This window comes from Candidatus Pantoea bituminis (assembly GCF_018842675.1).
Classification (GTDB): Bacteria; Pseudomonadota; Gammaproteobacteria; order Enterobacterales; family Enterobacteriaceae; genus Pantoea; species Pantoea phytostimulans.
Genome location: NZ_JAGTWO010000005.1, coordinates 313217 through 333099 on the forward strand (window position 1 = coordinate 313217; position 19883 = coordinate 333099).

Genomic DNA, 19883 nt, shown 5'->3' on the forward strand with positions numbered 1-19883 from the left:
TGGTGGGGTTTCACCGCTTAATGATGATCGCGATCGGCGGACGCAATCGGCAGCGCTAACTTATACATTTTGACCGGATACTCAACGGTCGACGCTTTGCCGCCGGTGGTGGCTGGCGTGCGGTTAATCTGTGCGGCAGGCATCCACAATGCGCCTTTGGTAATCCACATGGCATCAACCCAAACCAATCGGGGATCGCTGATAACCGTGCTGATTTTCCCTTCCGGCGTAATGCGCTTGATGCTACGCGTATTCAATTCAGAAGCGTAGATATTGCCTTCCGCGTCAATCGCTGTGCCGCCGGTCGTCCAGGTATCCACAACTTTATGCGCCTGTTTCGCCACCGTTGCTGCGGGCAGTGTGGCATCGTCAAGATAACGGGTTTCGATACGCGCCAGCGGCCCAGGAATGGCCTGGAACCACAACCATTTACCGTCAGGTGAAACCTCTAACTGATCGATACCTACGCGTTTCTCTTTGCCGCTGGGGAGATAAAGCTTTTTACCGTCGGCGTAAAGCGGCAAGTGATCAATCGCCAGAGGATGATCGTCCAGTACCCGGTGCGCCTGGCCGGTTTTTAGGTTCAACACCACTAATCCCGGCGCGCCTGGATCGGTGATATAGGCGAAATCGCCATTAAAACGAACGTCATCAAGATAGCTGGTGGCTTTCAATACGGGCGGTTTAATCACCCAGCTCGCCACGACCTGCTTCGTTTTAATGTCGATTTTGACCAGCTTGGCACCGCCAGTAACGGCTTGTGCACCGGTGCCAATGCCTTTATTCCCCGCATCCATCGCCCAGAGATAACCCTCCGGGCCAAAGCGTGCGGCATTCACGTGCAGGAAATGATGCTCAGGATCTTTCTCATCCCAGCGATTCCATGCTTCATCAGGAAACGGCGTAAGTTTACCGTTTTGACCGACTTCCACCAGTTGCGGGCCGGCGCCTTCGGATTGGGTTAACGAAGCGAATATCCGACCATCCTGACTGACAGTAACGCCATTCCAGACGTGATTGGAGGTTGCGACCTGCTGGAGTCGCGCATCTTCCTGAGTCGGTAATGTCGTGGGCAGCACATCCTGAGCAAGTACCGGCTGGCTGAGCCATAATCCGACGGTTAACACGGGCAACGCGTTGCATAGTAATCTCCGCATGGGTAAATCTCCTGTAGTTGCAGTGGGGCGTTGGGGGTTAAGAAGCCTTGTCACAGTAAAAAACGGGTTTTTAGGCGATTACACTGGGCAGCCTTTGGCACGCAGGATGGCGTTAAAACGTTCAGGATCGGATGTGCCAGATTGATTGCTGGCACGAATTTTAGCTTCACGCAGGGCATGTGCTTCTACACGCGGCAGCAAGGTGGTGAGCTGATCGTGCGGAATGGCAATCACACCGTCGGCATCACCCACAATTAAATCGCCTGGCGAAACCACTAAACCGGCGCAGCTCACCCGTGAATTAACTTCTCCTGGCCCCTCTTTCGACGGGCCACGCAACGTATTACCCCGCGCCCAAACCGCAATACCGCCTTCAGCCCACTCATTCAGATCGCGTATTGCACCATCAATAACAAAACCGGCGATTTTGCGCGTTTGCGCCGAGGTGCGCATCAGGCCACCTATCAAGGCCTGCGTCAGATCGCCTGCACCTTCGACGACAATAACGTCGCCCGGCTGCGCCATCTCAATGGCTTTGTGAATCATCAGGTTGTCGCCCGGGCGCACCTTTACCGTTAATGCCGGACCGCATAGCACTAAATTTGCATCGTTATGATAGGCGGTTAGCCCCACCGCAGCGGTGCTGCGGCCCATGCAATCACCAATGTTCGGCACCGGCAGTTTACGGAAGGCATCAACCAGGGCGGCGTCCGTTTGTGGGCCGCGTTCGCCAATGAAATAGCCAGCAGGCCAGTCGCTACGATGTGTCATGATTTACTCCTTGTTGAGAACGTGCGGATTTACACAGGCAGCCGCATTAATTTGCTGTGCATCCAGCCAGGCCAGACATTGATGCGCCGCGCTGTAGGCCACTGCATCCAGCGCCTGCGGAGTGGAACCGCCAATGTGTGGTGTGATAATTAGTTGGGGAAGTTCGCGGAAAGGGTGATCAGCCGCCAGCGGTTCACTGGCCACGGTGTCCAGCGCGGCGGCCCGCAGTTGACCCTTTTTCAGTGCCTCACACAGCGCCACTTCGTCCACCAGCTCGCCACGGGCGGTATTGATCAAAATGGCACCGTGCGGCAGACGCGCCAGCGTTTGTGCATTGATCATGTTGCGCGTTTTATCATTCACCGGACAATGCAGGCTCAGCACATCAGAACAGGCCAGCAGCTGATCCAGCGTGGCGCACTGCGTTACATTGGTTGCTCCATTTTCAGCCTTAACGCCCGGATCAAAAAAGCCACCTGCATGCCGAGAGCTTGCGCAGCGCGGGCAACGCGGCGACCAATCTCACCAAATCCGGCTAAACCCAGGGTTTTGCCGTGCAGCTCTTCACCGTCGCCGCTGCGTGTCCAGCGTCCGGCATTCACTTCGTGTTGAAAATAGGGCAAGCGACGCGCGGCATTGAGCATCAGCGCAAGGGTTAATTCAGCGACGGATTGCGCGTTGGTTGCGGGCGTGGTTAATACCGGAATACCACGCTCGCTGGCGGCAGCAACATCAATATTGGTTACGCCAACACCATGTTTGCAAATCACTTTCAGCGAAGCACAGGCGTTGATCGCTTTAGCCGTTAAATTAACGGTGCGCGAAATCACGGCATCGTAAGGCACGTTGGCCATGCGCTGTTCCACTTCTTGTGCATCGTTGGGATTGTCGAGGTAATCCACCTGACAACCCGCTTCAGCCAGCAGCGTAACGCCACCTTGGCCGAGCGCGCTGGTGGTGACTAAAAACCGATAAGCCATGTTGTCTCTCCCGAATAGATTTACCTCATCCTGGCAGCTTCAAACGATAAAAAGTATTCCCATTTACTTATCAATATATTCCCCACGGGAATAGGTTGGGTCAACGAAGGGCTTATGCGCCGCTTCATCGCGCTTGATGTCTCTGCTAAACAGCAGCGAAAGGCACTGACGACGCGAGGTCGATCGATTTGTTAAAAATTTAGCAGCGGATTCAAGCGGCTTTGATCCTGATTTAACATCCAAATTTTTTTGTGACTTTCTTCAAATAAAACCGAAGCCATAAAATCTGAGGAAAATATTTTACTCTTTTTCTCAGCAAGTTATGCGTTAGGTTAAGCATCGCCGCCAGCGAAAAACGGTTATATGACCGTTAACGCACAAGGTGGATTAAACGAAATGCACAGATTCATTCGTGCATAAATTTAACAACTTTGCATCAAATTGGTCACGTCATGAAATGTTCAAACGATCTTTTAAATGCAGTGTGTCGGGTCATGGCCGTGGGGCTGTTTTTTACGTCTGGCCTCGACAAAATTTCGCACTACAGCGACAACCTGCAACAGATGGCAGACAACCAGGTGCCGGGTTTCTTCTTGCCGCTGGTGATTCTGCTTGAAGTCGGCGGAGGCGCCGCCATTGCACTGGGATTTCTTACCCGCTTTACCTCAGTCTTCATGGCGATCTTCTCCGTCGTGGCGGGGTTTCTGTTTTATCAGGGATTCAGCCATGCCCATTTGATGGTGTGGCTGAAAAACATCTCCTGCGCCGCCGCATTCCTGCTGCTTTATCTCAACGGCAGCGGCAAATGGAGCCTCGATTACCTTATCCAACGCCGCTTCGCCAGATCCTGACCAGGCGCGCTTAATTTCCCTTTCTACTTCGCAGGTGAATATATGAAATCGCTAGCATTGCTGTGCGGCGGGCTGCTTTGTGCTGTCGCTCACGCCGCACAACCCATTACGCAAATATCAACCCTGAATCACCAACAGGCGCAACAGCTGATCGGCAAAGCCGAACAGATTATTCGCAGCCATAACCTGGGCGGTGTTGTCACCGTGGTTGATGCGGCGGGGCAAACGCTGAGTTACGACCGATTGGATGGCGCAACGCTGGCTAACAGTGAACTGGCACCGAAGAAAGCGCATGCCGCGGTTGCGTTTGGTGTGCCGACTGAAAGCTTCCAGCAAAAAGTGGTGGCCGGTAATGTCGCGCTGCTGGGCAATCCGGCGGTGGTTCCGCTGCCAGGCGGCGAGCCGGTGATCATTCAGGGCGTGCTGGTGGGTGCGATTGGTGTCAGTACGCCAGACGGCAACGTGGATGCAGAAGCAGCGAAAGGTGCCCTCAGCGTCCTGAACGCCGGATAGCGGAGATCGAAATGGACAGACGGCATTTTTTACAGCTAATGGTGGCGGCTCCGGTGATCTTGTCGATGCCGCTGAACGCCGAAATGATCGCCTCCGAGCCAGATAGCCACGTCGCGCAACTGCAACGTGTCAGTGAATTACTCACCGGACGGCGTGGCCTTGATGCCAATATTACGGCGCGGCTGGGGGCGTTACTGTGTCAGCAGGATAAAAACTTTCCGGCTCATCTTACCCGGCTGTTCTCTAACCTAACGACGTTGAAAAGTGACGATCGCGAGCGGCTGGTGGCGAGCCTGGACGATCAGGATGTTAAAACGGCGCTCAGCATCGTTTCACCTTGGTATCTCGGCTACACCGGTCAACCCTCCACCGTGAAAGCGGTGGACGATGCGCATTTCGTTACTTTTCTTTCCGCACTGATGTATGAGCCAACCCGCAATCACACCCTTCGGCCCAGCTATGCGCGTTCGGGCCAGGATTACTGGGCCGAGGTGCCGGCTGGCGTAACGGCCCCTGCGATGCCCGCCGCGATTCGTGACTGGGGCGATCGCTCGCCCGCCGCAGCGAATCACATTCGAGAGCCGGAAGCGCCGTGGTTATTAATGGTACAGGGAAAAGCCAGCACGCTGGCAGAAGCCGAAGCGATGATTGCCAAACAATAAGAACAGACAAAACCAGGAATAAAGATGCGTGAATTTGATGCTGATGTCGTGATTATCGGCTCGGGAGCCTTGGGCGCAAATGCAGCCTACCAGCTGGTTAAAGCCGGGAAATCAGTGATTATGTTAGAAGCGGGGCCATACATTCCTCGTTGGAAAGTGGTAGAGAATTACCGCAACGGCGCCAGTAAACGCAACTGGTGTGCGCCGTATCCCAATTTGCCTTGGGCACCAAACAGCTATACCGAGGGTTACGTTGAGGCACAAGGTGACGACGATTTTCAGTATGTCACCAGCACCCTGCGGGTGGCAGGCGGCAGTACACGGCATTGGGCCTCGGCCTGCTGGCGATTACTGCCCAATGATTTCAAGCTGAAAAGCGTCTATGGCGTCGGGCGTGACTGGCCTTTTGAATACAGCGAACTGGAACCCTGGTATGTAAAAGCCGAGCGCGAAGTCGGCGTGGTGGGCACCGCTGATGAAGATCAAAGCGGGCAAGGGCGCGGTCACTATCCGCCTCGATCCGCAGCCTATCCGCTGCCGCCTGAAGCCAAGCCTTATATGGTGCAGCGCATGCAGGCCAAACTTGGCCCGATGGGTTATCAGGTGATCCACGAGCCGCATGGTCGCGTTTCACGCCCTTATGATGGACGTCCCGCCTGCGCAGGGAATAACAATTGCGAACCGATCTGCCCGATTGGCGCGATGTATTCCGGCGATATGCACGTTGATAAAGCGGTGGCGCTGGGCGCGCAACTGCGTACTGAATGCGTAGCCTGGAAATTTGAGCAGGGCGCAAAAAACAGTATTGAGGCGCTGCATTATCGCAAGCCAGATGGCAGCAATACCCGATTAACCGCGAAAGTGTTTATCGTTGCGGCGCATGGCCTCGAAACGCCGAAGCTGCTGCTGATGAACGAGTTAGCCAACAGCTCCGATCAGGTTGGCCGTAATCTGATGGATCACACCGGTTTAAGCCTGACGTTTCTCGCTGATGAGCCGCTGTGGACTGGGCGCGGTTCGGTGCAACACGGCACTATCGCTAATCGTCGCGATGAACCGAGCCGCGCACAGCACTCTGCTATTCGCTATTCACTGCGTAATTTAGTCCCCAACGTGGATGTCACCGCTCCGCTGCTGAAGCAAGGCTTGATGGGCAAAGCGCTGGATGACGCCATTTTTGACCGCGCCTCACGCATCATGAATATCAGCACCATGAGTGAAACCTTACCGGTTCCCACTAACCGCGTCGTGCCCAATTACGACCGCAGGGATGCCATCGGCTTGCCGATGTTAAAAGTCAATTACCAGCTCGACAGCTACGTGCGCGGCATGCGCCCTCAGGCTTACCACGATTTCGCTAACTTCCTTCAGGCATTCAACGGGGAGGTTATTGAAGCGCCAACCGGCTGGCGTAATCAGTATCACATCATGGGTACCACCATCATGGGCGACGATGCCAAAAACTCGGTGGTCAACAGCGAGTGCCGCAGTTGGGATCATCCCAATCTGTTTCTGGCCACCACCGGCGTAATGCCGACGTCGGCAACGGTCAACCCAACGCTAACAGGTATCGCGCTGGCGCTTCGCCTTGCTGATACGATTATTCGGGAGATCTGACGCGATGAAACAGGTCATCTACGCGCTTTTCTCGGTCTGTTCACTGCTTTTCAGCGCTGCCAGCCTTGCCGACGCCACGCAAACGTTGATTCAGCGCGGTGAGTATTTGGCGATTGCAGGTGATTGCTCGGCTTGCCATCACAACCCGGAAAACGGCAAACCCTTCTCCGGCGGCTTCGGCATTCAATCGCCGATGGGCATGATTTATGGTTCCAACATTACGCCATCGAAAACCGCTGGCATTGGTCAATACAGTCTGGCGGATTTCACCCGCGTGATGCGTGAAGGCAAAGCGCCCGGCAATCATTATCTTTACCCTGCCATGCCTTATACCGCCTTTGCCGGGATGTCAGATGATGATATTCGGGCGCTCTACACCTATCTCATGAATGGCGTAGCCGCTGACGATCATCCCGCGACAAAAACCGACTTGCCCTTTCCCTTCTCATTTCGCCCGGTGATGGCGATGTGGAATCTGATGTTCCTCGATCAATCTGCGGTGAAAGGCAGCGATGCCGCCGCGGGCAGCGTTGATCGGGGTGAATATCTGGTGCGAACGCTGGCGCACTGTTCAACCTGCCACACGCCACGCAACGGAATGATGGCCGAACAGGGCGAACATTTTTTGGCTGGCGGCAAGGTGGGCCGCTGGACCGCGCCGAACATCACACCCGATGCTGAAGCTGGCATCGGCAGCTGGAGCGAAGCGGAGATCGTGACCTATCTGCGCACCGGCGTGTTGCACGGTAAAGCCGTAGCGGGAGGCGAAATGGGCACCGCGATTGAAAAATCCTTCTCACGCTTACAGAGCAGCGATCTGTACGCGATGGCCCGTTACCTGAAGCAGCTTCCTGCAACAGGCGGTATTAATCGGCAGCCCTTAAAACCCCCTGCCGCTACGCCTGTTTCGGCCATTGAAACAGGCATGCGTGACAGCATCGAGGATTACGTGTCGAGTCAGCAGATGAGTGGCGCACAGCTTTATAATGGCGCTTGTGCCAGCTGTCATGCCAGTGATGGACGTGGCACGCGCGATGATCAACACGCTTATCCGTCGCTGGTGGGGTTGTCCTCGGTGGCCGCTGACGATCCCGCCAATTTGATCATGATTATCGCTGAAGGCATCAACCGTGACATGCCTGCGGGTCATGCCTTTATGCCCGCTTTTGAACATCAGTTCACTCAGCAGGAGCTGGCGAAAGTGGCGAATTATGTTTCCGTCACGTTTGGCAATCCTCAACACGTCATAACCCTGCAACAGGTTGAAGAAACGCTTCATGGCGAGAGCGGCAGCTGGATTGTACGCCACGCCGCCGGGCTTGCCTGGAGCGGGGTGGCAGGGATAGTGCTGGTGTTGTTATGGGCATTCTTTCCGCTACGCCGTCGGCGAGCATAATCTGACGGGCCGCAGCCGGGCCCCTCGTTAAGACAGGAGTTTTGTTATGACCAGAAATTTAAAACGTATCGTGAACAAAAAGTTCGCCCTTGCGCTGCTGCTCGGCGCGGGTGTGATGAGTGGCTTTGCGGCGCAGGCGACCACAACGCAAACCATTTTGACGCAAAGCGATGTGCAAAAGCTGATCGCATCCGCTCAGGAAAAAGCGCACGCATTGAATGCCAATGTCTGCATTGCGGTGCTGGATCAATCCGGTCAACTTTTGGCCTTTCAGCGCATGGACAACGCGCCCGCAGGCTGTATTGATTCTTCAATCTTAAAAGGTCGCGCCGCCGCGCTGTATCGCACACCAACAGACAAATATATGGATCGCGCCAATGGCAAAGAACCGGCTATCGCGACATTACCGGGCGTAATCCCGCTGGGCGGCGGCTCGCCGGTGGTGTGGCAGGAAAAGATTATCGGCGCGGTGGGCGTCAGCGGATCCGCTAATCCGAATGAAATTGCCATCGCTAAAGCGGCGAGCGAGGGAATGAAGTAAAGGTTCGAAAGGGCGCAGCGAGCGGTTTTCGCCTCCGTCGCTCGCTGCGGCCTACGCTACAACCGTTTACCGCTTTCTTTATCGAACAGATGCAAATGTGAGAGATCAATCGCCAACGACAGTTTTTCACCCGGCTGTGCGGTTATGCGGCCAGCGAGCTGGACATGCAGCGGCAAGCCTTGCCAGTCAAGATGCAGCAAACTGGATTCTCCTGTGACTTCCACCAGCTTCACGGTGGCGGGTAAGGCGGGCGAATCTGCCAGATGAAAGTGATGAGGGCGAACCCCCATCAGCACCGGTTTATCTCCCTGGTGCATGGCGGCGTCACGCCAGTTGGCGGGTAAAGGCAACCAATATTCGCCACAGGCAACGCCCGGGATCCCCTCACGAGAAACCAGCTGTGCCTCAAGCAAGTTCATGGGCGGTGAGCCGATAAAGCGTGCCACGAAGGTGTCCACAGGGCGATCGTAAATTTCCAGCGGGCTGCCCTGTTGCACAATCACACCTTCACGCATGACCACAATTTGGTCTGCCAGCGTCATCGCCTCAACCTGATCGTGCGTAACATACACCATGGTGGTCTTGAATCGCTGATGAAGGGATTTAATCTCTGCTCGCAGCTCCATGCGCAGTTGCGCATCCAGGTTAGAGAGCGGCTCATCGAACAGGAAAACCTGCGGATTACGCACCATGGCGCGACCCATCGCCACGCGTTGACGTTGACCGCCAGATAACGCGCGCGGATAACGACCCAGCAGCTTATCTATCCCGAGAATAGCGGCAATACGGGTAATTTTATCCTGTTGCTCACTGCGTTTGATCTTCTTAACCTGCATATGAAACGCCAGGTTTTCCGCCACGGTCAGATGGGGATAAAGCGCATAGCTCTGAAATACCATGGCGATATCACGATCGGCTGGATCGCGATCGTTTATCTGCTGATCATCCATCAAGATTGCGCCATCAGAGACGCTGTCCAGTCCAGCCAGCAACCGCAGTAACGTTGATTTTCCGCAGCCAGACGGGCCAACCAACACCGTAAAACTGCCGTCGGGAATGGTCAGATCCAGCGGCTGTAATACTGTCTGTTTGCCGTAACGGCGGGAAACTTGTACCAGTTCAACTCTTGCCATAATCGTAGATTCCAAAAAATGTTTCGCTAACCTTTACTGCCGCCGCTCGCTAGCCCACTGACCAGCGATTTTTGTAGCACGATGGCGATCAACAACGGAGGTAATGAGGCGAGGATGCCCACCGCGGCAATCAGGCCGTCATCGGTGGCGCGCCCGGCGGTGAAACCGGCAATAGTCACCGGTAGCGTTTGTGCATCAATGCTGCTGGTGTAGAGCAGGGCATAGAAAAATTCGTCCCACGCCAGCAGCCAGCCAAACAGAGCCGACGCGCCCAGCACCGGTTTTGCTAACGGTAACGTGATGCGCAGCAAAACCTGCCAGAAGCGCAGACCATCTAACCGTGCCGCTTGCTCAATATCCTGGGGCAAGGTGTCGAACTGATTTTTCAACATCCAGGTCAGAAACGGCAGTATCAATGAGCAATAGACCAGAATCAGGCCGATATGCGTGTTCAACAGGTTGAGATGTTGCAATACAAAGTAGAGCGGCAGCACAAATGCCACCGGCGGCACCATGTAGATCGCCAAACTTGCGAACAACCAGCCGTCACGGCCAGGATAGCGTGAGAAGCTGAATGCTGCCGGGATCGCCAGTAACAGCGATACCGCCGTTGCGCCACACGCCACCAGCAGGCTGTTGAGTAGCGCGTGTAAAAAAGCACACCGGGCTGGTCGGGTGCCAGTGACACCAGCCGGGCGTAACGCGAGAAGTCCCAGTGACGTGGCAACCACTCCAGCGGAAGGCGCGTTAAATCGGCGGTTGAGCTGACGCTCATTAAAAACAGCCAGACCATCGGTGCGAGGATAGAGAGCGCCACCAGCATGGCGGCTGCATAGCGCAAAACAGCGCGGATTTTACGTTTCACTGACTTTACTCCGGCGGCGCTGACGCAGCAGCATCAACATATAAATGGCGATCAGCAGGCTACACATCAACGTCATTAAAATGGCGTAAGCCGCACCACTGCCAGCACGCAGATAGCTAAAAGACTCTTGATAGACAAAGAAACTCAAGGTCTTGGTGCTGTCCACCGGGCCGCCACGCGTCATCACATAAATAATGTCGAAGATTTTGAAGGCGTCGATAGTGCGCAATACCAGCGCAACACTCAGCGGCCCAGCGATAGCGGGCAGCGTAATGGCCCGAAACCGCCGCAGCGCCGATGCGCCATCCAGACGTGCAGCTTCATAAAGATCTTCAGGAATCGACTGCATTGCTGCCAACACCAGCAGCGTAACCAGTGGATAGTTTTTCCAGATATCCGCCAGCATCACGGCATTGAGCGCCGAGGTAGGCGTACCGAGCCAACTGCGGTAATGATCCATTACGCCAAGCTGTGTAAGCAGGGCATTGATACTGCCGTAATCGGGATTGAAATTAAGTCGCCACATCATTGCATTGACGATGGTCGGCAGCGCCCACGGTAGAATCACCAGCACTCGCAAGACATTACGGCCATAAAAGCGCTGGTTGAGCAGCAGCGCGACCAGCACGCCGATCACGCCTTCAATCACCACTGAGACCACAGTGAAATAAAGCGTGCGGCCAATAGAGGCGACAAAATCGGGGTCGGTCAGTGCATATAAATAGTTATCGAAGCCAATCAGGTTAGCTGCGCCATCACTCCCGATCAGTGCCGCATCGGTGAAGCTAAGCCAGATGGTGCGGAACAGCGGCCAACCGGTGAGCAGAAACATCACCAGTAACATGGGTGCCAACAGCACCCATGCCTGACGCTGCTCACGTTGTTGCAAACTGAGCATGAAAAGTCCTTACCGAAGGCGCGACGCGCTTTGTGTCAATGCCTGCATTCCCGCTTCTGGCGTCTCCTGACCTTGCAAAACCTGCTGAAGATGCTGCTGCAGCATGTTCGAAAGGCGCGAGTAATCAGGAATAATCGGGCGCATTAACATCACGTTTAGCGCTTTGTCAGCCGCATCAATTAACGCTTCCTGGCCCTGACGCACCGCCGGATCCTGATAGGATGATTTCCAGATAGGCAGGCTCAGACGGGCATAATGGTTCTGCACCGGCTGCGAGGTCAGATAGGTTATGTAATCCCACGCCTGATCGGGATGTCCGCTGGTTTGGGTTACGCCCAAACCCATGGAACCGTTCATGGACGCCACTTCACCTGGCGCATCACCCGGTGCAGGCATGATGCCAATATCGCCAGCGACTTTACTCTGCTTCGGATCGTTGGCCAGGTTGTACATGTAAGTCCAGTTAAGCGCGAAGGCGGCATCGCCGTTGGAAAAGACCTTGCGCACATCCTCTTCCAGATACTCGTTGGAGTTTGGGTTGGTCACGCCTTTATCCAGCGAATCTTTCATAAAGGTCACGGCTTTTAAGGCGCCCGGCGCGTTAAAGGTCAGCTTGCCATCTTGATAGAAATCGCCTTTGAAGGCAGAAACCATGGTGGTGTAATCACAGACCAAGGCTTCCGCCTGTGACCAACTCCAGACCAGCGGATAGTTAACAATGCCTTTCTGCTTGAGCAGCTGCGATTGTTCCATCACCTGCTGCCAACTGTTTGGCGGCGTGGTAATCCCCGCTTTTGCCAGCATCGCTTTGTTGTAATAAAGGTATTTGGTGTCGAGGATCCACGGCATACCGTACTGCTTATCTTTCCAGGTAACCGTATTCAGGGCACCGGTAAAAATCTTGTTTTTGACATCTGGCGTGAAGTGGCTGGAGACATCTTTCAACAGGTTAAAACGGTTAAATTCTGCTGGCCACATATCGTCGAATAACACCACGTCATAGCCGTTGCTGCCCGCGCCACGCGCGGCAACGATCTTGTCATGTAGCGCTTCGTACGGGACAAATTCAAGATTGATCGTTACATCAGGATGCGCCTTTTCATAATCGGCGGTCATGGCGCGAATATCGCTTTCGCTATAAGCAGACTGTGACATAAACAGTGCGCTTAATTCCGTTTTGGCGTTGGCATAGCCGGAAATCAGCAGCGCGGCCAGACATCCGCTGAGCTGCAGGGTGACGCGTCTTTTCATTCTGACACTCCAAAAACAGGTGAAATAATGGCTGATGCAGGTGAACGCCATCAGCCCAGGCCGCGCTATGGTGCGCGATTATGGTTTTACGAGCGTTTAACGGGTTCCCTGATCGTTGGCAGTAATGCCGCTCCCAGCGCGCCCGCCGCATCGCCGAGAGAAGATGAAATAATCTGTGGAGAGAGGTGGTAGCCGCTGGCGCGTTGCAGAGCCGTATCTAAACTCGGGCGAAACAGCGGCAGCAAACGCGCAGCGCTGCCGCTAAGCACGGTAAGATCGGGGCCATAAAGTGCCAGCAGGGTGGATAGCCCTCGTCCCACGCGGCCACCGTACTCGCTTAAAATTGCGGCTACGCGAGGATCGTCCGTGCTAAGTGCATCAAGTCGCTTAACCGTGAGTTGTGGCCAGTGAAGATTTGGCAGCAGTTGCAGCAAAGCCTGTTGTAGCCAACCGCGTGACGCCTCCGTTTCCCAACACCCCGTGACGCCGCAGTAACAGCGATGTGTGCTGCCTGAGACAGGAATATGACCCGCTTCAGGATGGCGGCCATCGATTGTGCGAAACGGCTGGCCCTTATCCAGTAACGCCACGCCAATACCGGTGCCGAGTGTGACCATCAACATGCGCTGACTTCCCACACCCGCCCCGGCGTGAAACTCGCCCAGTGCCGCAACCACCGCGTCGTTATCGATGGCGGCAGGCACGTTTAAACGCTGCTGCAGCTCGTCGAGCAGCGGAAAAAATGAGAAACAGGCCAGCGTGTCACTGTTTTCAATCACACCGCTGCGGTTATTAACCGGTCCACTGGCACCGATGCCCAGCGAAATAATCTGCCCGTCCGCCGGACAGAGCTGCCGCAACCGACTGACCAGTTCATCGCTGCGTCTGGATTGCGGGATCGCATCAAACTCTGCGGTAGGCACCGTTAACGCCGCCACCTCGCGCAGACCCTCCAGCAGGATGAATCGTGTGCCGGTGCCGCCCATATCAATGCCTGCGCGCAGCAGGCGAGCAGAATTGGTCATAACGTTACCGTTATTTTTTACCGTAGAGGAATTCGCCGGGCACCATGCCGTTGCCGCGTGCCAGCGCGACGGTCAGGTGCTGCACAAAGAGCATGGCGCACACTAAACGCAGCAGCTCATCGTCAGGCGTTTCCAGCAGTTCACTGCCTGCGTAAGCGCGTGGACCGACAGTGACCACGTGCGTGCCGTTGCGCTGCAAATCTTCAGCTAACTGAATCAGCGTTGGTTCGCTGCCATTACCAAACAGCAGGGCAGTCATCTGCTTGCCGGAGGTTTCCATCGGACCATGCCGGAACTCGCCGCCGATAAAGCCTTCTGCACTGACTTTTGACGATTCTTTGGTGATCAGCGCACCGGTCATGGCGGTTGCCGCATCGGCACCGATACCAATCATGGCCAAACGTGGCTGAGTACGCAGAAAGAAAGGGGTCACGATCGGCTGGATTTGCGCCTGTTGACTCACCCGCTCAGCAATATTGTTTAGATGCGCAGCCACTTTGTCTGTTAGCGGCTGCTCCGCTTCGCCCGTCAGAGCGGCGAGGATGCGATAGCTGGCGACCAGCGTGTTGAGGTAACTTTTCGCGCTGACGGTGGCTTCATCGCCACTGCGCAACTCCACCAAAATGTCAGCGCGCTGAGCCAGCGTGCTGGTGATGTCGTTGGTTACTGAAATCAGCGTCAGCGGTTTCGTGATGATATCCAGCAGCTTAACCACTTCACCACTCATACCCGATTGCGATGTCATCCACAGCAGCGTGTTGGCGGTTATCAGATCGGGCATATCCAGCAGGCGGCCGGCATCAATGCGCCATACCGGTAAACCGCGCGCAATTAATGCGCGTTCAATGGGGATCAAGGCGTAATCAGATGAGCCCATGCCAGCCAATACAATTCGGTCATAGCGATGCAGGTCAAGTTGGTGAAGCTCAGCGGGTAGCGGGTAATTGAGCTGATCGCGCAGCGCGTCCGGTTGCTGAAGAATATCTTTTTCGTATTCACTCAGAGTGGTCATACGTCATTCCTGGTTAATGAGACAGGAGACAACATACATTGCACGAATTCGTGCAGTAAATGCCTGTTTTCAAGCGAAAAACTTATGGCTATGAAAAAATAGCCGTTGGCAGGCGTCAGGAGTGCGGAGCGTAGTGACGTGAAAGTTAAAAACAGGCATGATATGCACGAATGTGTGTATTTAATGGAGTGAACAGGTGACAGCGGCTGAGCGACGTAACCAGATTCTTGCAATGATCAACGAGAAGGGATATCTCAACGCCGGTGAACTGTCGGCGCAATTTGGGGTTGATAGCTCTACCATTCGCCGCGATCTTTCACGGTTGGAACAGAGTGGACAAGTGATGCGCACGCACGGTGGTTTGCTGCCTGTGGCTTCATCCAGCCATGCGGACACGCCCTACAGTGTGCGGCGGCAGATGAATGGCGAGGCAAAAAGCGCTATTGGTCATTACGCTGCCAGCCTGGTTCAGGATGGTCAGTCGTTGATTTTGGATAACGGTTCCAGCGTATACGAACTTGCGCTGGCGTTAAAAGAGAAGAAGAACCTGACGGTATTGACCAACGATATTTATACCGCGTTTACGCTTAGCCAATATCCAGACATTACGTTACACGTTGCCGGCGGATTGATGCTGGACAACGTCTATACGCTGGTTGGACAGGATACGATCAGTAAAATCGACAGCATGCATGTTGATTGGGCGTTTTTGGGTGCCGAAGGCGTGCACTATGAACGTGGCTTAACCAATATCAACACCGTGGAAATTCCAGTGAAGCAGGCGATGATCCGCGCGGCAGAGCAGACCGTGGTGTTGGCTGACAGCAGCAAGATTGGCTACCGCGCGCTTTCGCATGTTTGTGACTTACAAGGCATAGATCACATCATTACCGATAACAGCCAGCCGATTAAACAGCGCGCGCAATACGGTGAAAAACTGCACATCGTTGACATCTCATCACGCTAAAATCACACCGAGCCGCGCCGCCTCATGAAGAATGGCGGGTGATTGTCTACGCTTAAATATCAAGCGTCAGAAAAGAGCGGAGGTAAGATGTCACGTGTACGCGCAGTCGATCATATTGTGTTATCGGTCAGCGATTTTGCTTCGTCACAACACTTTTATCACGGATTAATGACCTTCCTGGGTTTTGAGGTGCTGGATAAAAAGCCACAGGCGATGGGATGGAGCGACGGAACGACCCGATTATGGATCTATCAGGCTGATGAACCGGGCTTGAAAAATCCCTATCGCCGGGGTAATCCCGGTTTTCATCACTATGCCTGGTCTCTTAATAGCCGTCAGGATGTTGATCAGTTACAGACCTGGCTGGAGCAGAATAATGTCACCATTGTTGATGCCGCCGGTGAATATTATCCCGATTATTACGCGGTGTTTTTCTCGATCCAGACGGCATGAAACTGGAAGGCATGCATTACGGGGAATGATGATGACAGGCCATGGGCGTCGTGATATCCCATGCAACGTCACAACAGCGCCGGGAAAGCGACTCTGCTTCCCGGCGACGAAACGGTTACAAATATCAAACGCTAAACTGATTCAGCGGCTTTTCCAGCCCCAGCGTATCGCGCAACGTGCCGTCGGGATACGCTTTGCGGAACACGCCAGCCTGTTGCAAGCGTGGTACCACTTCCTCCAAAAACAGATCGCCTGAACTATTCAGATAGGTCGGTAATATGACAAAGCCATCGCAGGCTTTGGATTGATACCAGTCGATCATCATCGCGGCGATATCATCGGGTGTGCCTACCGGCGAAGGGAAAGAAAGGCTTTCTGCGTAGCGTCGCGCCATTTCTCCCAGTGTTAATCCTTCTTCAATCGCCTGAGCGATAACATACTGAAAACGGCCTTTGCTGCCGGTGATATGGTCGCGCAAATCTGGCATCGGTCCGTCGGCAGGATACTGCGAGAGATCAATGTTCATGCTGGCAGAGACGAAGCTCAGTCCCGACTCGGTGGTGATCAGCGATTTTAAATGTCGATCCAACTCTTCCGCTTCACGGCGCGTTTCGCCAACCACTGGAACCATGCCCGGCAAGATGCGCAATTGATCGGGCTGACGTCCCGCTGTCTGCGCTTTCTCTTTCAGTGTGGCGTAAAACTGTTGGGCGCGCTCGCGGGTTGGCTGCACCACAAACAACACTTCAGCCTGTTTTGCTGCCAGCTCAGTGAAAGCTTCTGATACCCCCGCCTGAATCAACACCGGATGTCCCTGCGGTGGGCGGGGAACATTCAGCGGACCGCGCACATCAAACGCGTCGCTGTGGTGATTGATATAGTGAAAGCTTTCGGGTGAAGCGAACTGTGCATTCTCTTTATCAATGATGATCGCATCTTCTTCAAAGCTGTCCCACAACGCTTTCATCAGCGCAATATACTCTTCTGCGCGCGCGTAACGCTCCGCGTGAGAATAGTGTTTTTCCCTGCCGAAATTACGCGCTTCGGTATCACTTAACGAAGTAACGACGTTCCAGGCGGCACGGCCTCCGCTGATATGATCAATATTCGCCAGCATTCTGGCGGTGCTGTAAGGCACGGAATAGGAGGATGAAACTGTGCCACCCAAGCCGATGCGATCAGTAACAGCCGCCAGCGCTGCCAGCAGCGTCAAGGGCTCGGCCCAGCCTACCTGACGACTGTGAACGGTTTTGCTCAGATCGCCGCCGTAGATATCATCGATCGCCAGCTTGTCGGCGACAAAAATCATATCTAACTTCGCCGCTTCAGCGCGCTGTGCCACGGTGCGATAGAGTGGCCAGTTGGTGCCGCCGCTCGCGACGGCATCCGGGTGACGCCAGCCGCCTTGGTGAATACCGGCATCCAGATAAAGCGCCAAATTCATCATGCTGATTTTCCTTATTGCTGGGCAAAAAAGCTGGCATCAATTAACTGATCGGCCTTAAGGCCGGGCTTAATCAACCCTGTGCGCGTAAACGTGTCAATGGCGTTTTGCTGCTGGCGGCGCACAGTGGCGATGTCACTGATGGGCGCATTATTTTCTCGTTGCACTTTACTCAATGCTACGTTTTCAGGCAGTCGCAGCACCTTAGCGATTCCCGCCGCATACTGTTCAGGATGAGCAACACCCCATTCACGGGCGAGAACCAGTCGCTGACGAAAATCCTGCAGTAAGTCTCGTTTGTCGGCAATCGCGGTATCAGTCGCGACTAAATAGTTAGATACAGGGAAGGCGCGTCCATCCACCGCGATCTGGTCGCCAGATTGCGCGACGGCGAAGGAAACATAGGGTTCCCAACTGGCAACGGCATCAACTGCGCCGCTATCTAGTGCCAGCGTGGCTTCTGCCGGCGTAGTGAAAATAAATGAAACCGAGTCAGCAGGAATGTTTGCCTGCTTCAAGGCATTAAGCACCAGGTTCTGCCCGGAAGATCCTTTGACGGTAGCAATTTTTTTACCTTTTAAATCAGCAGCATTTTTTATCCCGCTCCTTTTTTCACAATGATGGCATTGCCCAGATACTGTGATGCCTGAATAGCTTTGATCTCTGCGCCAGCCGCCGCCGCAAAGGAAAGCGGGCCATCTCCCACCAAGCCTGCATCCAGGTGGTTGGAATTAAGCGACTCCAGCAAGGGCGCAGCATTCGGGAATTCATACCAGCTCAGTTTATACGGGAGGTTTTCCAACTGGCCTGCGGCTTCCATGACGGCGCGAGCATTCCCTTTTGGTCGCCAACAATCAATTCGGCAGACAGCGCAGAAGTTGAGAGTAGCGCTAACATCAGTGACAGCGATAAACAACGGATCTTCATGACTCTTTCCCTGTAAAAAGAACTCAGGTTAATTTTTCCGCTATCCCCAGGCTAATAAATGATCCCGCTAAGGTTATGCGCAGGGTGAAATAGCCGCTATAGCGTGGCCTGATAGGCGCGGTAAGTTCGCCTGGGAAAAAACATCTTTCGTTGTTGCGACCTTTCATCGCATTTCTCTTTTTATCTCCAGCGCTCCCGACGCGCTAACGCTATGCTGCTGTCAGTACGTCTATTTTTTCATTGGCGTTGCGCATGTGGGAAAACGCCTCCCCATCTTCAGCTGAACATCACGAGGACACGATTCATGAAAGATCGAAATTTTGGACGGACCGGACAACGCGTTTCTGAAATTGGATTTGGCGCATGGGCTATTGGGGGAACGTGGGGCGAAGTCTCTCATGAAGATGCAAAAAGCGCGCTGCATGCAGCTTTAGATGCGGGCATGACCTTTATCGATACCGCGGATGTGTATGGCGATGGCCGCTCCGAAAAAATCATTGCTGAAGTCCTGAACGAACGTGGTGGCAAGCGTCCGTTTGTGGCGACCAAACTCGGGCGACGTCTTTCTCCGCATGTTGCCGAAGGTTATACAGAGAGCAACCTGCAATCGTTCGTCGAGCGCTCTTTGAATAATCTGCAAGTCGATTCGTTAGACCTTGTTCAACTGCATTGTCCTCCGACTGAAATCTATTACACGCCGGAGGTCTTTGACGTCATGGATAAGCTGGTGGCAGCGGGAAAAATTCGCAGCTACGGTGTTTCCGTTGAGAAAGTTGAAGAAGGATTGAAGGCTATCGACTATCCCAACGTTTCGTCAGTTCAGATTATTTATAATATTTTCAGGCAGCGTCCGGCTGAACTTTTCTTCCGTGAAACGCGTAAGCGTAATGTTGCGGTGATTGCTCGCGTGCCGCTGGCATCAGGTTTATTAACGGGAAAAATGAACGCGAATACGGCTTTTTCCGCAGACGATCACCGGGCGTTTAACCGCAATGGCGAAGCGTTTGACAAGGGAGAAACCTTTTCTGGGGTGCCTTATGACGTAGCGTTGGATGCTGTAGAGGATATTCGCAAGTTAGTGAAAGGCGATGTCACCATGGCGATGTTTGCGCTTCGCTGGATATTGATGGATGACGCAGTCAGTGTTGTGATCCCCGGCGCAAAAAATCCGGCTCAGGCTGAGGCCAACGCGCAGGCCAGCAATCTTGCCCCGCTGGATCAGGAAACAATGACAGCCCTTAAAACGCTCTATCAGCAAAAGATCGCCCCTTGGGTACATCAGCGCTGGTAGTCACTGAATTAATGTGAAAAATGGCTCGGAACAACACCACCGAGCCATTTTCTACGCACTGCTGTTGCTGAACAGTGTTAATCCGACCCGCTGTCGATGGCAGAGATTCCGTCGCTTTAACCCCTAATT

At 54.1% G+C, this 19883-nt stretch carries 21 protein-coding genes and 1 pseudogene; 9 read left to right on the forward strand and 13 right to left on the reverse strand.

Annotation, left to right across the window (positions count from 1 at the left end; genetic code table 11):
• Positions 1–17 precede the first annotated feature (17 nt).
• The 4 genes from KQP84_RS23985 to KQP84_RS25670 form a co-directional block, all read right to left on the reverse strand.
• Positions 18–1157 carry an L-dopachrome tautomerase-related protein gene (locus KQP84_RS23985; protein ID WP_215848586.1) on the reverse strand — a complete coding sequence of 380 codons (1140 nt, stop codon included), beginning with the start codon at positions 1155–1157 and terminating at the stop codon, positions 18–20.
• A gap of 78 nt (positions 1158–1235) precedes the next feature.
• Positions 1236–1928, reverse strand: a complete 693-nt coding sequence (locus KQP84_RS23990) for an RraA family protein (RefSeq protein WP_215848587.1) — start codon at positions 1926–1928, stop codon at positions 1236–1238.
• A gap of 3 nt (positions 1929–1931) precedes the next feature.
• Complete coding sequence (locus tag KQP84_RS25665; RefSeq protein WP_309140197.1) at positions 1932–2339, reverse strand: NAD(P)-dependent oxidoreductase; 408 nt, start codon at positions 2337–2339, stop codon at positions 1932–1934.
• A gap of 14 nt (positions 2340–2353) precedes the next feature.
• Positions 2354–2908 carry an NAD(P)-dependent oxidoreductase gene (locus KQP84_RS25670; RefSeq protein ID WP_252515532.1) on the reverse strand — a complete coding sequence of 185 codons (555 nt, stop codon included), beginning with the start codon at positions 2906–2908 and terminating at the stop codon, positions 2354–2356.
• Positions 2909–3360: 452 nt separating this feature from the next.
• Between KQP84_RS25670 and KQP84_RS24000 the strand changes: the two genes are divergently transcribed.
• From KQP84_RS24000 to KQP84_RS24025, 6 genes are read left to right on the forward strand one after another with little or no spacing between them, the layout of a single operon-like run.
• Positions 3361–3759, forward strand: a complete 399-nt coding sequence (locus KQP84_RS24000) for a DoxX family protein (RefSeq protein WP_215848588.1) — start codon at positions 3361–3363, stop codon at positions 3757–3759.
• A gap of 42 nt (positions 3760–3801) precedes the next feature.
• Positions 3802–4272, forward strand: coding sequence for a GlcG/HbpS family heme-binding protein (locus tag KQP84_RS24005; RefSeq protein ID WP_215848589.1), 471 nt, complete (start codon positions 3802–3804; stop codon positions 4270–4272).
• 11 nt (positions 4273–4283) lie between these two features.
• Positions 4284–4934 (forward strand): sugar dehydrogenase complex small subunit, encoded by a 651-nt coding sequence (locus tag KQP84_RS24010; RefSeq protein WP_215848590.1) that lies wholly within the window; start codon positions 4284–4286, stop codon positions 4932–4934.
• Positions 4935–4958: 24 nt separating this feature from the next.
• Positions 4959–6551 (forward strand): GMC family oxidoreductase, encoded by a 1593-nt coding sequence (locus KQP84_RS24015; RefSeq protein ID WP_215848591.1) that lies wholly within the window; start codon positions 4959–4961, stop codon positions 6549–6551.
• Between the two features lie 4 nt (positions 6552–6555).
• Positions 6556–7947 (forward strand): c-type cytochrome, encoded by a 1392-nt coding sequence (locus KQP84_RS24020; RefSeq protein ID WP_215848592.1) that lies wholly within the window; start codon positions 6556–6558, stop codon positions 7945–7947.
• Positions 7948–7993: 46 nt separating this feature from the next.
• Positions 7994–8488 carry a GlcG/HbpS family heme-binding protein gene (locus KQP84_RS24025; RefSeq protein WP_215848593.1) on the forward strand — a complete coding sequence of 165 codons (495 nt, stop codon included), beginning with the start codon at positions 7994–7996 and terminating at the stop codon, positions 8486–8488.
• Between the two features lie 56 nt (positions 8489–8544).
• Here KQP84_RS24025 and KQP84_RS24030 read toward each other — a convergent pair whose 3' ends face one another.
• The 6 genes and pseudogenes from KQP84_RS24030 to KQP84_RS24055 form a co-directional block, all read right to left on the reverse strand.
• Positions 8545–9621 carry an ABC transporter ATP-binding protein gene (locus tag KQP84_RS24030; RefSeq protein ID WP_215848594.1) on the reverse strand — a complete coding sequence of 359 codons (1077 nt, stop codon included), beginning with the start codon at positions 9619–9621 and terminating at the stop codon, positions 8545–8547.
• 26 nt (positions 9622–9647) lie between these two features.
• A pseudogene (locus KQP84_RS24035) lies at positions 9648–10486 on the reverse strand (carbohydrate ABC transporter permease).
• The gene (locus KQP84_RS24040; RefSeq protein WP_215848595.1) at positions 10476–11384 is read right to left on the reverse strand and encodes a carbohydrate ABC transporter permease; all 909 of its coding nucleotides are present in this window, start codon (positions 11382–11384) and stop codon (positions 10476–10478) included. The pseudogene KQP84_RS24035 and the gene KQP84_RS24040 overlap by 11 nt, the downstream one beginning before the upstream one ends.
• 9 nt (positions 11385–11393) lie before the next feature.
• Positions 11394–12635 (reverse strand): extracellular solute-binding protein, encoded by a 1242-nt coding sequence (locus KQP84_RS24045; protein WP_215848596.1) that lies wholly within the window; start codon positions 12633–12635, stop codon positions 11394–11396.
• An 86-nt stretch (positions 12636–12721) separates the two neighbouring features.
• Positions 12722–13660 carry an ROK family protein gene (locus KQP84_RS24050; protein ID WP_215848597.1) on the reverse strand — a complete coding sequence of 313 codons (939 nt, stop codon included), beginning with the start codon at positions 13658–13660 and terminating at the stop codon, positions 12722–12724.
• 10 nt (positions 13661–13670) lie between these two features.
• Positions 13671–14672, reverse strand: coding sequence for an SIS domain-containing protein (locus KQP84_RS24055; RefSeq protein ID WP_215848598.1), 1002 nt, complete (start codon positions 14670–14672; stop codon positions 13671–13673).
• Positions 14673–14868: 196 nt separating this feature from the next.
• Here KQP84_RS24055 and KQP84_RS24060 point away from each other — a divergent pair, with 196 nt between their 5' ends.
• On the forward strand, positions 14869–15639 hold the full coding sequence (locus KQP84_RS24060) for a DeoR/GlpR family DNA-binding transcription regulator (protein WP_215848599.1): 771 nt from the start codon (positions 14869–14871) through the stop codon (positions 15637–15639).
• A gap of 87 nt (positions 15640–15726) precedes the next feature.
• The gene (locus KQP84_RS24065; protein WP_215848600.1) at positions 15727–16092 is read left to right on the forward strand and encodes a VOC family protein; all 366 of its coding nucleotides are present in this window, start codon (positions 15727–15729) and stop codon (positions 16090–16092) included.
• Positions 16093–16216: 124 nt separating this feature from the next.
• Here the strand turns inward: KQP84_RS24065 and KQP84_RS24070 are convergent, their stop codons facing one another.
• The 3 genes from KQP84_RS24070 to KQP84_RS25680 are packed head-to-tail and all read right to left on the reverse strand — an operon-like array spanning position 16217 to position 18356.
• Positions 16217–17539: an NtaA/DmoA family FMN-dependent monooxygenase gene (locus KQP84_RS24070; protein WP_215848601.1), complete on the reverse strand. Its 1323-nt coding sequence runs from the start codon at positions 17537–17539 to the stop codon at positions 16217–16219.
• Between the two features lie 11 nt (positions 17540–17550).
• On the reverse strand, positions 17551–18180 hold the full coding sequence (locus KQP84_RS25675) for an ABC transporter substrate-binding protein (protein WP_309140198.1): 630 nt from the start codon (positions 18178–18180) through the stop codon (positions 17551–17553).
• Positions 18132–18356, reverse strand: coding sequence for a type 2 periplasmic-binding domain-containing protein (locus tag KQP84_RS25680; protein WP_252515533.1), 225 nt, complete (start codon positions 18354–18356; stop codon positions 18132–18134). Before KQP84_RS25680 ends, KQP84_RS25675 begins: the two co-directional genes overlap by 49 nt.
• A 411-nt stretch (positions 18357–18767) precedes the next feature.
• On the opposite strand from KQP84_RS25680, the gene KQP84_RS24080 reads away from it, so the two are divergent.
• Positions 18768–19754, forward strand: a complete 987-nt coding sequence (locus KQP84_RS24080) for an aldo/keto reductase (protein ID WP_215848602.1) — start codon at positions 18768–18770, stop codon at positions 19752–19754.
• The last annotated feature ends 129 nt before the right edge of the window (positions 19755–19883 follow it).